This window comes from Aureibaculum algae (assembly GCF_006065315.1).
In the GTDB taxonomy this organism is placed as follows: Bacteria; Bacteroidota; Bacteroidia; order Flavobacteriales; family Flavobacteriaceae; genus Aureibaculum; species Aureibaculum algae.
Genome location: NZ_CP040749.1, coordinates 2,247,173 through 2,261,183 on the forward strand (window position 1 = coordinate 2,247,173; position 14,011 = coordinate 2,261,183).

Consider the following 14,011-nt stretch of genomic DNA (forward strand, 5'->3'; position numbering starts at 1 on the left):
TGTTTTCTTAATTTTCGCTTGTTTAAAATGATAGGTTTACAAAATATTAATCGATATTTTTTATATATCGTAATTAAATACTAACTTAATTTAAATATCAAATTTATGAAAACACTAATTTTTACATGTATGTGTGCTTTATCCTTTCTGATAGGAAATTCACAAACCGAAATCTCGGGAGACGTTAAAGATAGTTCTGGAAATCCCATTCCTGGAGCTAATGTTGTCATTAAAGGAAGTAGTTCTGGAACTACTACAGATTTTGACGGAAATTATAATTTTACAACTAATTTATCTGGTGCACAAACCATTCAGGTATCTTATATTGGCTTTACTTCACATGAAGAGGCTATTAATTTAGAAGGCACACCAATATCTTTAAATGTGGTTTTGACGGAAGCCGTTGGTGTTTTAGATGAAGTTGTACTAACGTCATCAAGTACCTTTAGGTCTCAGAAACAAGCACCGTTATCTATAAGCTCAATAAAGCAAACTGAGATAATTAAACTTTCAGCCAATAGCCAAGCGGATATTTTACGCAGTGTACCTGGTATTACTGCCGAAGGTGGTGGGGGTGAAACGGCAAGTAATATTTTTGTAAGAGGACTTCCATCTGGTGGACAGTATGTATTTAATCCTTTACAATATGATGGTATGCCTTTGATAAGTTCATTCGGATTGAATTCATCAGCTCATGATGTTTATGCGAGACCAGATATTGGTTTTAAAGGAGTTGAATTTGTTCGAGGAGGGTCTGCGGTTCTTTATGGTGCTGGTTCTGTTGCAGGTATAATTAACTATACAAGTAAAACAGGTGATTCAAATCCTGGTAATATGATAAATGTAGAAGTAGCAAATCAAGGAAGAATTAAAACTGATTTTTATAGTGGTGGACGATTAGGTGGTGAAGATTCAAATACATTCTATGCTTTTACTGGCTTTGTACGACATGATAATGGACCAATAGATGTTGGGCTACCAACCAAAGGGGTACAATTTAGAGGGAATATAAAAAAGAAATTCGAAAATGGTTCATTTACACTGCATGGACAATTTATTAATGATAATGCTCAATTTTATCTTCCTTTACCACTTTCTGGTGGAAACAGAGAAAGAATTAATGGTAACGATGGTAAACCTGTTGAACAATTATTAACTGGCTCTTTAGCAAATACATCATTCAATACACCAGGTGGGGTTTATAACAGTCCCATAGCTAATGGAGTTTCTACAAAAGGTGGATATCTTTTAGCAGACTTTGATTATAATTTTAGTGACGATCTTAAATTGAAATCAAAAGTTAAATACGCTAACTATCAGCATAATTTTGCTTTATATGTAGGTGGAAATGGTAACAATGGAAATCCTATTACTTTAAATAATTATATGGAAAGTATAGCTCCAGGAAACCTTGGATATACTGCTCGTTATCAAAGTGGTGATCCGAACCAACAAATAAGTGGTACTGATTTGGTAATTGATAATTTGGAAGTAGATCGTTTACGTCCAATGACTGATTATTCAGGAGAAATCAATTTGACGAAAAGAATTGAAACATCTAATGGTGGAAGCCATAATATAACCGTTGGTTCTTTTATTGCACGTAGTGAGGCAGAAGATGTTAATTATCAATACAGAGTATTAACTGAATTTAATAATGACCCTAGACTTGTTAATTTGAGTTATACAAATGCAAGTGGTGAAAATGTTGTTTATTCTGAGGGTGGATTGTATAACCGTATTGGACAAACAGCAAATAATTATTTATCACAAAATAGAGTAGCATTGTATGTAACGGATGAGATGATTTTTGATAAATGGCGTTTTGATATTGGATTTAGATGGGAAAATACGGATGGACAAAATAATAAAGGAGGAATTACATCTGAAACCGTTTATAATGGTGCTGATTTAACACCTGAATTGAGTAATGTACAATCTGCTGATGGCTCTTTTTTAAGAACTAAAGTAGAAGCAAATGCATGGGCAGTTTCTTTAGCCGGTTTATATGAGTTATCTGAAACTACAAATTTATATGCCAACTTTTCTAAAGGATATTTCTTTCCACAGTTAAGAGGTTTTGCACCTGTACCAGGTATAGCAGAAAGTAAGTACGATCCTGAAAATATAATTCAGTTTGAGGCTGGTGCTAAGTTTGGAAATAGTAAGTTCTCAGGTTCTTTTGCTGGGTATTATGTAGGTCTTAAAGATCGTGTTTCAATTCGTCAAGCTATTGTTGGTGGTCAATTGATTGATCAAACAAGAGCAGAACAAAACACAAGAACAATTGGTGTTGAAGCAACATGGGATTATGAAATCGTTGAGAATTTGAATCTTCGTGGAACTGCTACATATCAAGATCATGAAATTACAAAAAATATAGACTATGATCTTGTAAATGGAACAAATGCTGAAGCCAATGTTGGTAATGAACTTGCAAGACAACCAAACTTTTTGGGTGGATTAGGATTATACTATGACAATTCTGCGTTTGATGCTAATTTCGGTTTCAACTATACCGGTAAGAAATTTACAGATGATACAAATAATATTGAATTAGACGCCATTAACATTGGTCGTTTAGCTGCTGGATATACGTTTGCAAAACAAGACAGTAATCAATCTGTTCGCTTAGGTTTCTCAGTGTTTAATTTATTTGATAGTTCTGGAATTACAGAAGGTAATCCAAGAGCAGGTGCTGCAGGTCAGACAGAGTCTGAGTTTTTTGTAGGAAGACCAATTTTACCGAGAAGAGTATTCTTAACAGCAACATTTAATTTCTAAAATTTGAGTTAGTTTCTTTAGTAAATGTTGGAGTACATTGATGGATATTGGATTTCCATCCAACAGACATCTTTGTACTCTTTTTTCACTCTATTTATCCATAAATTTTATTATATGCACGAAAATTTAATTAAAAAGGCAAAGCAAATTCTTACTGAGAATTATCAACCAAGTGGTTTCACCTTACCTTGTAAGAATTTATATCCCTTTCAATGGTTATGGGATTCAGGTTTTATAGCAATAGGTTTTGCTCATTTTGATATGCCTAAAGCAAAACAAGAGATTTCGACGTTGCTAGATGCTCAATGGGAAAATGGTTTTATACCACATATTATTTTCCATACTGATACGGATACCTATTTTCCTGGTGCAGATTTTCACCGTTCAGATTTACATCCGTTATCATCAAAAAAATACAAATCTACAGGGATGACACAACCGCCCGTTACTGGTTTTGTATTAGAAGAAATGTATAATATCAGTACCGATAAAGAAGATTTACTTACCTATATTGAATCTGAAATTGATAAGGTGTTTGATAACCATCGCTATTTTTATGAACAAAGAGATATTAATAATGAAGGTCTTGTGTATATTTACCATAACTGGGAGTCTGGTACCGATAATTCGCCAATTTGGGATGATATTTGGGCTACGGTTGATTCGCCAAGATATGATTTTAAAAGAAGAGATACTTCGCATGTTGACGCCTCTCAACGCCCTTCGAAAAGAGAGTATGATCATTATTTACACATCATAGAAATTGCAAAAGAACACAACTATAGTGATGAAAAAATAGCAGAATTATCTCCTTTTTTGGTACAAGATCCACTATTTAATGCTATGCTAATTAAATCGAATGAAAGTTTGATAAAGCTCTATAAGCGTATAGGAAATAATGAGGATAAAGTACGTCAATTAGAACAATGGCAACAGCTGAGTATGACATCATTTAATTCAAAGTTATATGACGAAGAGTTGGGTTGCTATATTCATTATGATTTGAGAAATAACAAGCCCTTAAGATATATTTCTTCATCATCATTTGCTCCGTTGTTTGCAAACATTCCCGATAAGGAAAGAGCGGCAGAAATGGTAAATACAATGATGACAAAATTTGGTAATCCAGATCAGTATTTATGTGCCTCTTTTGATCCAACTAGTAAGCGGTACAATCCGAAACAATATTGGCGAGGTCCAGTGTGGATCAACCTAAACTGGATGCTATATAGAGGTCTAGCACAATACGGATACAAAAATATTGCGGAAAGAGTAAAGCAAGATACCATAGCATTGATAGAAATTAATGGGTTTTATGAGTATTTTGATGCTCGAAAAGAAGCACATGGAGAAGTACGAGCAGGCTATGGTGGTAATGATTTTTCATGGAGTGCGGCTCTGCTCATAGACATGTTAAGTGATTAATTATAATTTAGAAATATTACGCTAAGATGGAAATACTCAACTTTTCTGACCATTATTTATTAGAAGAAAATTTTGTTAAATTAAGTCCATCAATTAGTAACAACCCTTAAACGTAAATAGTATGAATTGGCTAGACTATAGTATCATTATATTTTACATTGTTTTCTTTTTAGGAATGGGTTTTTTCTTTAAAGATAATAAAGACTCTAAAGATTATTTTTTAGGGGGTAAAAGCCTAGGATGGTTTCCTTTGAGTTTATCTACAATGGCAACCCAATTGTCTGCCATTAGTTTTATTTCTGCTCCCGCCTTTGTTGGTTTAAAATTAAATGGCGGTATGAAATGGTTAACCTTTGAGTTTGCCGTACCATTAGCAATGATATTTATTATGATTGTTATTGTGCCCCCATTATTTAGATCGGGTGTGGTAAGTATCTATGAATTTGTAGAGAAAAGATTTAGTACTTCAACGCGGTTAATTTTAAGTATTGTTTTTCAAATTAGTAGGGCTTTAGGTACGGGTGTAATGGTGTATACTATTGCCATTATATTACAAGCGGTTTTAGACATTGATTTTGTATATACCATTTTAATTATATCTGTTATAACCATCATATACTCTTGGCAAGGAGGGATGAAGGCCGTGGTATGGGGAGACGCTATTCAGATGATTATTTTATTTACAGGCTTAATTATTTGCGTGTATTTCGGCTGGAATTTGGTACAAGAACATGGAGGTCTTGCAAATGGATTTCCCCCAGAACGTTTACAGGTGATTGACTATAATTTAGGTATTGGTAAGGGTAATGAATATGGATTTTGGCCCATGCTTATTGGTGGTTTCTTTTTATATGTATCCTATTATGGTTGTGATCAAACACAGGCTCAACGACTCTTATCTGCTAAAAACGAAAAAACAATACGTACCTTGTTATTGGCAAACGGTTTATTGAGATTTCCAGTAGTTTTGGTGTATTGTACTATGGGTTTAATAATAGGTGGTTTGGTAATGTTAGCTCCTGATTTTTTAGCGGAAATTGCGAGTACTACACAAAAACATTTTCCTGAAGAATTTGCTACTAACGGTATTAAAGTAGATTTAATGGTACCCGTGTTTATCATGAAATATTTACCACACGGACTTATTGGTATTTTAATGGTGGGTATTTTATCTGCGGCCATGTCCTCGTTAAGCTCTACCGTAAATTCACTTTCTGCGGTAACCGTTGAAGATTTTTTTAATAGAGGCGAAAAGAAATTATCACCTAAAAAATATATGGCAATTTCAAAAGCATCTGTTGTGTTTTGGGGTGGTATTTGTATGGCAAGTGCTTTTCTTTTTGGGGGCAGTAAAAGTGCAGTAATAGAAATAATTAATGCTATAGGTTCTGTTTTTTATGGACCCGTTTTAGTTACTTTTTTATTGGCTTTTTTCTCTAAAAAAGTGAATCATATTGGTATGAATGCTGGAATTATCGTTGCCGTATTGGTAAACCTTATTTTTTCAAAAACCATGCAAGAAATATTTCATATAGATTTAGGTTTTGAAATATTTTGGATTTGGTTAAATTTTACAGGTGTAATACTATCGTTGGTAATTGCTTATACCGTGAGTGCTCTAACAAAAAATGTTGAAGTTAAAAGTATTTCAAACTTTAATGTGTCTATAAAAAAATCTGATTTCATGATAAAAGAGGTATATATTTTAGTCGCATTTTTTATAGCAATAGTAATCTTTAGTTATTTCGTACCCACTATTTTTGGATAATCTCAATACAACAACTTATGAAAATTGTTATAGCACCTGATAAATTTAAAGGATCCTTAACGGGATTGGAGTTTTGCGATGCTGTAGCATCAGGTATTCAACATATTAATCCAGAATACATCATTGTAAAATTACCCTTAGCAGATGGAGGAGATGGAACTATTGATGTAGCCAATTATTATCTTGACGGTACTTTTATTACCTCACATGTAAATAATCCTTTATTTAAAGAAGTTGATGCTCAATATTTATATGCCAGTACCACAAAAACGGCATTTATAGAGATGGCAGAAGCCTCAGGTCTTAAACTATTAAGTACTGAAGAACTCGATTGTAAAAGCACCTCAACATATGGTACCGGACAACTTATTTTGGATGCCATAAAAAAAGGGGCTACCCAAATTATTTTGGGTATTGGTGGTAGTGCTACTAACGATTGTGGAACGGGTATGGCGGCGGCACTTGGCTTTCGTTTTTTAGATACCAATAAAAAAGAAGTGTTGGCTGTTGGTAAAAACTTATCAAAAATTAAGTTTATTGATGATAGTCAGGTCAATGCGTCATTAAAAAATGTAACCTTTAAAATTGCCTGCGATGTTACCAATCCGTTATACGGAATAGAGGGAGCAGCTTATGTATATGGCACTCAAAAAGGAGCTTCAACAGAAGATATTAAAATGCTAGATCAAGGATTAAAAGATTTTTCTAAGGTGTTGAATAGTCATTTCAATACCGATGTTCAGCAAATACAAGGTGGTGGAGCAGCTGGTGGAATGGGGGTGGGTACACAACTATTCTTAAATGGAACACTTACTTCTGGTATAGATTTAGTCAAAGAAATTGCTGATTTTGATACCCAAGTTAAAAATGCAGATTGGATTATTACTGGAGAAGGGAAATTAGATGATCAGACGCTATCAGGAAAAACAATTAATGGCGTATTAGCTACGGCATTAGAGCAACAGATTGAAGTCGCTGCTTTTTGTGGTGCCATAGAAATACCTGAATATAGCTTAAGAAAAATGGGAATTGAATATGCGGCTTCTGTAATAGATGTAGCTAAAGATTTAGAAGATGCCATGCAAAACAGCTCCAGTTATTTGACAACAATTGCAGAAAATTTCACAAAAGAAATAGAGAAGAAGCACCGCTTTTAAATATGCTTTTTAAGGAGAATTCTTCCATCTTAAATTACAAAATAAACAAACTGTTTCTATATGCTTCACATGCTCTTAAAATTAGAAGAAAATCTTTAAACGGAGCAATCCCTAACAATTCCTTTTATATATATTTAATTGGTAAATATTTTATAATTTTAAACATTGAAATTGACGATTGAATTTTTAATAGAAATTAAAAAATAATAAAGTATGAGTACTACTAAAAAAGCATATATAGCAGGTGGATGTTTTTGGGGCATGGAAGACCTTTTTAGAACACGCCCAGGTGTCATAGATACTGAAGTGGGATATCAAGGTGGGCAAAATGACAACCCTACGTATAAATATCATCCAGGTCATGCAGAAGGCATTGAAATAATATACGATACTGACAAAACATCTTTTCGTGAGATTTTAGATTTCTTTTTCAGAATGCATAATCCAACGACAGTTGATCAACAAGGAAATGATATGGGGTCTAGTTATCGTTCTGCAATTTTCTATCAAAACGATGAAGAAAAGGCCATCGCCGAAGAAATGATTCGCATTGTTAATGCATCTGGGAAATGGGAAGGAGATGTGGTTACTACATTGGAACCTTTTGTCCCGTTTTGGCAAGCTGAACCAGAACATCAAGATTATTTGGTTAAAAACCCTAATGGATATACCTGCCACTTTTTAAGATTTGAGGAGAGTTTTCTCAAGGAGAAAGCATAAGCTTTGGGTATTTAAAAATGTATCGAGAAGAACACATAACGATTGAAGTTTAAAAATCAATACATGGTGTGGGTTGCGTTTTTTTTCTGTACTATGCTGTATAAATTAAAATAAATGATGCATTTTAAAAACAACTTGGGTTTAGGCACAGCGGCTATCGGCAGGCCATTATACATTAACCTTAAACAAGATGCTAGTGAAGAAGCATTTTCATTGCCAAAATTCAAAGAAAAGGGGCTAGAGATGTTAGAAAATGCCTATACAAATGGTGTTCGTTATTTTGATACTTCTCCTGGGTATGGCATAGCCGAAGAATTAATGGTAGGCTGGTTAAAAGAAAAGAACGATCCTAGTATAATTGTTTCTACCAAATGGGGGTATACCTACGTGGCCAATTTTGATCCAAATGCAAAAGAGCATGAGGTTAAAGAGCATTCTTTAGCTAATTTGAACAAACAATGGGAATATTCAAAACAATTACTACCCTATCTAAAAGTTTATCAAATACATTCGGCAACGCTTGATACGGGTGTTCTAGAAAATACAGAAGTTTTAAAGCGATTACACACCTTAAAAAAGGAATATAATATCACCATTGGTTTAACCACCACAGGAGATAATCAAACTGAAGTTTTGGAAAAAGCATTGGCCATTCGAGTAGAGAATGAATACTTGTTTCAATCCTTTCAGTGTACTTATAATGTGCTAGACCAAAGTGTATCGATATATAGGGAAGCATTGCAAAAGCGATCGGGACCCTTTATTATTAAGGAAGCGTTGGCAAATGGTCGATTGATACCAAATGATAACTATTCAAATTATAATGTGCTATACCATTTTATGCAACGTTTGGCCAAGGAATATGAGGTAGGTGCTGATGCTATTGCCTTGCGGTATTGTATGGATGTTTTTCCACATGCAATGGTTTTAAGCGGTGCCAACAATGACATTCATTTGAAGAGCAATTTAAAGGCAAATCAATTTTCACTGACAGCTTTAGAAATGGAGCAATTAGAAGCCTTTGGAGTTTCAAGTAATGCGTATTGGAAAGAAAGAAAACAATTGAAATGGAATTAAATAAAGAAAATTTTAACCACATATATTTATAATGTATTTTAAATTGAAACGAAAAATGATGTTACAAAAAAGTTTATTCATGCTCTTTTTATTTCAAAACTTGGTGTATGCTCAAGATTCGTTAGCAGTACCTATTGATCATGATTTAATTCCTGATAAGGTGTGGATGGCTTTTGAAGACGATGAAGGCTATATTTATGCAGAATTATCAGCTACAAATAAAATCTATAGAAGTAAACCGATGGGTGATCCTTCAGGAAATGTTCATTTTAAAAAAGCAAAAAACGGATTTCATTTTAATGTAAATTTTATGAGAGGTGGCTATGCCGTTCAATTTAGATTTAATGATAAAACAAAAGCCATTGAAGCAATTGGTTTAAGCCGTTATGAGTTCGGTAACGCGGCAAACGATGGCAGTGGCGAATCTAGTATTAATTTAAATACTCATAAATATATCGGTAATTGGCATTATTACGACCTCAAAAAAGAGACCTTAATTAAAATGGCACCTATCAAACGTACACTCAAGTTTTCGACTCAGAATTTAGCTGATTTTGACGGTGCAATTGTGGGTGATTATATGGATCAATGTGCAGCATTATATGCTGAAGAAAAAGCAAATATTTCGAAAAAATAGCGATGTGTTTTTCAAAATAGTAAAGATAAGATTAAAAAAAAGCTAAAAACACAGCGTGTTTTTAGCTTTTTTATCTCATTTATGATTTACTAAAGCGAATATCCCGCTTAAACTATATGCAGCGTTGTTATTCCAACACTTTAGCATAATTAATACCTAAACTTTCCCAATGCAACTGCATTTTTTTTAGTGCTATTTTAAAGCTTTCAAAATCTTTGTTTTCCAAGGCAGTCCAACCCACTTCGGCATAGGCAGCAATTCTCGGGAAAGTCTGTCTTTCAACATCCTTATTTGTAGGTGTCCATTCACTCCACATTTGACATCCTAAGCCATAAATGTTTTTGTGGTATTGCTCTTCTAAACCTTCGGGAATGGGATTAAAACCATAGGCTTTTTCTAAACTGATTCCTTCATAATTATAATCTAAATAGGTATTGCTATGTAATGAATTTACAATGCCATATCCTTTTTTAGCTGCGTCTGTAGCTAATGCTACATCGCCTTTCCAGAAATGGACTACCACATTTTTAGCTAATGCGGTCTCAGCCTCTTTATCATTCTTTTTTTCTTCAAAACCCTTGTGGATATTTTTACCCATAATTTCGTTCCATCCCATCATTCTTCGTCCGTTTTCTTCAATAAACTTTGAAATGGTATTCGTAAACTGTATTTGTAAATCGGCAGGTGAATTAATGTTATTCTCTTTCATATACGCTTGTACATGTTTTGAATCTTCCCAAACTTTATACCCAACTTCATCACCGCCTATATGAATGACTTCAGAAGGAAACATTTCAAAGACTTCCGTTAAAACGTCTTTTAAAAATTTGATTACTTTTGGGTTGGTCACATCGTAATTATCATATAATCTACCAAATTTTATAGGTACATCTATATCAATATCGGCCGTTCCCAACCACGTATAAGCCGCAATAGCTGCACTTGAATGTCCTGGCATTTCTATTTCAGGTACCACATTTATATTTTTTGTAGCAGCATAGGCTACAATACTTTTAATTTGCTCTTGCGTATAGAAGCCTCCATGAGGTTCTCCCGAAGTTTTTCCACTTTTCCAAGTGCCTATTTCTGAGTCTGTACGAAAGCCACCAACTTTAGTTAATAAAGGGTATTTCTTAATTTCAACACGCCAACCAGCATCGTCTACTAAATGCCAATGAAAAGTGTTCATCTTTAATAATGCCATTTGATCTAGTATCTCTTTAACAAATTCTTCGCCGTGAAAATAACGCGATTCATCTAACATATATGCACGCCATTTAAACCGAGGACTATCCTTTACAGTAAGCGATGGTATTAAGTATTTGGTTGTATTCGTTTCTGCTGATACTTCTTTGCTTAGCAATTGCTTCAAGGTTTGTACACCATAAAAATAACCTGCTTGGTCGTTGGCTTTAATGATTATTTTTTTTGGAGTCACTATGAGTTCATATCCTTCAGCAGGTAAACCTTCTGTTTTTTCTAAATAGATAGAACCTGAATTTTCGTTAATAGTTAAATTAAAATCAGCTGTTGATTTTACAAAAAGGATAAGGTCATTTGCCGCAATTTGTTGGACTGTGGTATTGGTTACAATTTGCTGCCCATCTTTAAACGCAAAAGATTCGGCTGCCAATTCTATAGTATCTGGTTTTGGTATTATTGCTATTTCATTGATAGTAAAAGTTTTGTTTTTTTCAGCACAACTAATACATAGTAGGAGTAGAGCGGATTTAAAAATAAATTTCTTCATTGTAAGTTTATTATGTTAAGTGGATTTAAAAAACAATATTAACACTATTTACTCGCTTAAACTACAAATGAATTCGCTTTTGAGGATACTTTCTTTACCTATCGTTTTTTTTCGAATGATGTCTATGCGTTTATGTTGAGCATAAATCAATCCGCTTTCCACTTTTTAGGTTAATCATAAGGATTGAATTTGTTTTTTCTTGGGCAAAACCCACTCGTGTTCATAGTAAAACACAAAATATAAGATTTGTAATTTAGAATACATAAAGCATTAGTTTGTTTACTATTGCTAAAACACATAATTATTTTAAAAATTAAATGTCCGCTAAATTGAGCAGATTAATCATTCTTGTAAGTATAGAATAAGGCTAGCTTTATAAAGGTTTTTAAATTGAAATTGGAGTATTGATATGAGCCTGATTTTTCTTTTTGAAAATGCAGTTTTTACCATAAATAGTAAAAGTGGTACGTTCTTTGTTAAAGTTATGTTAATGAACTCATCTTGGTTTTTATTTTATTTTAAAAGTCAAGATGGGTTCATTGCTTTTTAAAAAAGCGAACATTGTAAACGCTTTTTTGAAGGAAACGAAAAAGAATATCAACCATTTTAAACTTTTTGCTATGAACAAATTATTAAAATCAGTACTATTATTATTCGTATTTGCATTCGCATTTACACTAACAGCTCAAGACAAATCTCAAGACAAAGACGAACCCTTAGATCGCAATTATTTTCAAATTAGTCCCAGATTTGGTTACGATTTTCCAACCTATAACAATGATACACCTTATATAGATTATGAAGGTGGTTTAGATTTAGGTCTGTCTTTAGATTATTACTGGACTTGGTATGGTGTAGGTGTAGATTTTGACTATATCATGAACCAACCTAAAAGTACGTATAAAACAGATAATATTTTTGAAACCGATTTAAGTACACCCATAAACACCTTCAGTTTAAGTGAAGATAAAATTACACGAATGTTTTATGGTATTGGTCCCAACTTTCAATACAGAACAAAATCAGGAAAGTTTACGGCGGAATTAAATACCCGTTTCGGATTGGCCAATATTGATGGCGGTAGAACGTATTTAGAAGGGTCATCGGGTAGATTTACCCATCCCTTAAATTTTCATGCAGGTTATAAAGATTCTGGAGTACTTACCTATAAAGGACAGGTTCGTTTTACCTATTATATTTCCAAACATTTGGGAATCAATGCAGGTGCTTATTATATGAATCATATGGATGTTGAAGAATTAAGTGAAGGAGGACGCTCTGCAATGTATCAACCTATATTTGTTGCCAGAGATAAAAACGATCAACCTGTAAATACTTTAGAAGCAGAACCTATTATGAGAACAACACCTTCTAAACATGATATTTCATCATACGGAGCGTTTGTGGGGGTTACCTTAAAATTAGGCAAGACGAAAAAGAAAGAAGAAGAATGTGAATTGTGCTCAGAAACCTGTAAAATTAACATTACAGCTAAGGATAAATTTACAGGTCAATTATTAGCGAATACAGAAATTGTTTTGGAAGATTTAACGGGTACTGTTATACAGACAGGAACAACTAATGAATTTGGAGAAGTGGTTTTTAAAGATGTTGCACCTGAAGATTATGTTTTAAAAGGAAAATTACATGATATTGAGTTACAAGCTGAGAAAATAGTTAAAACGGACTTTGAGGCCTGTTTAAAAAACAATCGTTTGGGTGTAGAAAAAGTCATTTGGTATACAGATGAAAATTATATTTTAAAAGGAAATGTAGTAGAATGTAGTCAAGCAGAAGGCATACAAGGTGTCGCAATTAAAGTTAGAGATAAGATAAATGCAGGGGAAAAGAATACCATTTCTGATGAAAAAGGAGATTTCTTGGTGCATCTAAAACAAGTCTCTACCTATGCTTTAAACGGTAAAAAAGATGGGTATTACTCAAACGAAGTAGAAGTGAAAACGGCTGCGTATAATAGAAATAAGACACTGTTTATAGAATTTGAAATGTGTATTGACCCTTGTGGTAAAGCTATAAACCTGGAAAATATTAATTTCGATTTAGATAAAGCTGAAATTTTATCAGAGTCATTGCCAGATTTACGACGTATTGTAAAATTGATGAAAGACAATCCTACTATTCATGTAGAGCTGTCGTCACATACTGATAGTCAAGGAGGCGATGCATATAATAAAAGATTATCACAACGTCGTGCAGATGCTACGGTTGCTTATATTGTAACGCTAGGTATTGCAAAAGAACGGTTAAAAGCAAGAGGAGCAGGGGAGAGTGAGCTTAAAAACAAAAAGTGTATTGACAATGTACCTTGTTCAGATGATGAGCATAAAATTAATCGTAGAACGGAATTTAAAGTAATTTGTAACTAATAATCGTCTCCCGAGACTTCGTGACGAGTGTTTTTCGTAACGTAGTGTAGAAAAATGTTTCGAGAAGGATATCTAGTTAAAACAAATCGAGAACTTTTAAAAAAGGCAGTCAAGCGACTGTCTTTTTTTATATCTCTAATCGTACTAAAAATACTATCTTCGTGACAACCTAAGAAAACGGAAAGGACTATTCAGATAATACGAAAATCAATTTCAGGTTGGTCCTCATCTTACAATTTATGAAGCTCTTTTAAAATCTTTTAAAATCTTATAAAATAGCATAAAAGTCTTTTCTATGATTTACAT

At 33.4% G+C, this 14,011-nt stretch carries 9 protein-coding genes; 8 read left to right on the top strand and 1 reads right to left on the bottom strand.

The genetic code is table 11. The annotated features are described in order from the left end of the window. Positions 1-105 precede the first annotated feature (105 nt). The 7 genes from FF125_RS09325 (at position 106) to FF125_RS09355 (ending at position 9,568) form a co-directional block, all read left to right on the top strand. A complete protein-coding gene (locus tag FF125_RS09325; RefSeq protein ID WP_138949513.1) occupies positions 106-2,784 on the top strand; it encodes a TonB-dependent receptor in 2,679 nt (892 codons plus the stop codon). A gap of 114 nt (positions 2,785-2,898) precedes the next feature. Next, positions 2,899-4,209, top strand: a complete 1,311-nt coding sequence (locus tag FF125_RS09330; protein ID WP_138949514.1) for an amylo-alpha-1,6-glucosidase — start codon at positions 2,899-2,901, stop codon at positions 4,207-4,209. 121 nt (positions 4,210-4,330) lie between these two features. Beyond that, positions 4,331-5,977, top strand: coding sequence for a sodium:solute symporter family transporter (locus FF125_RS09335; protein ID WP_138949515.1), 1,647 nt, complete (start codon positions 4,331-4,333; stop codon positions 5,975-5,977). A 17-nt stretch (positions 5,978-5,994) separates the two neighbouring features. Continuing rightward, the gene (locus FF125_RS09340) at positions 5,995-7,134 is read left to right on the top strand and encodes a glycerate kinase (RefSeq protein WP_138949516.1); all 1,140 of its coding nucleotides are present in this window, start codon (positions 5,995-5,997) and stop codon (positions 7,132-7,134) included. A 213-nt stretch (positions 7,135-7,347) separates the two neighbouring features. After that, a complete protein-coding gene (gene msrA, locus FF125_RS09345) occupies positions 7,348-7,854 on the top strand; it encodes a peptide-methionine (S)-S-oxide reductase MsrA (RefSeq protein WP_138949517.1) in 507 nt (168 codons plus the stop codon). Positions 7,855-7,968: 114 nt separating this feature from the next. Next, a complete protein-coding gene (locus FF125_RS09350) occupies positions 7,969-8,931 on the top strand; it encodes an aldo/keto reductase (RefSeq protein WP_250629722.1) in 963 nt (320 codons plus the stop codon). A gap of 79 nt (positions 8,932-9,010) precedes the next feature. Next, positions 9,011-9,568 carry a hypothetical protein gene (locus tag FF125_RS09355; RefSeq protein ID WP_138949518.1) on the top strand — a complete coding sequence of 186 codons (558 nt, stop codon included), beginning with the start codon at positions 9,011-9,013 and terminating at the stop codon, positions 9,566-9,568. A 127-nt stretch (positions 9,569-9,695) separates the two neighbouring features. Here FF125_RS09355 and FF125_RS09360 read toward each other — a convergent pair whose 3' ends face one another. Beyond that, positions 9,696-11,318, bottom strand: coding sequence for a beta-N-acetylhexosaminidase (locus FF125_RS09360; RefSeq protein ID WP_138949519.1), 1,623 nt, complete (start codon positions 11,316-11,318; stop codon positions 9,696-9,698). 620 nt (positions 11,319-11,938) lie between these two features. Between FF125_RS09360 and FF125_RS09365 the strand changes: the two genes are divergently transcribed. Next, complete coding sequence (locus FF125_RS09365) at positions 11,939-13,705, top strand: OmpA family protein (RefSeq protein WP_175418900.1); 1,767 nt, start codon at positions 11,939-11,941, stop codon at positions 13,703-13,705. Positions 13,706-14,011 lie beyond the last annotated feature (306 nt).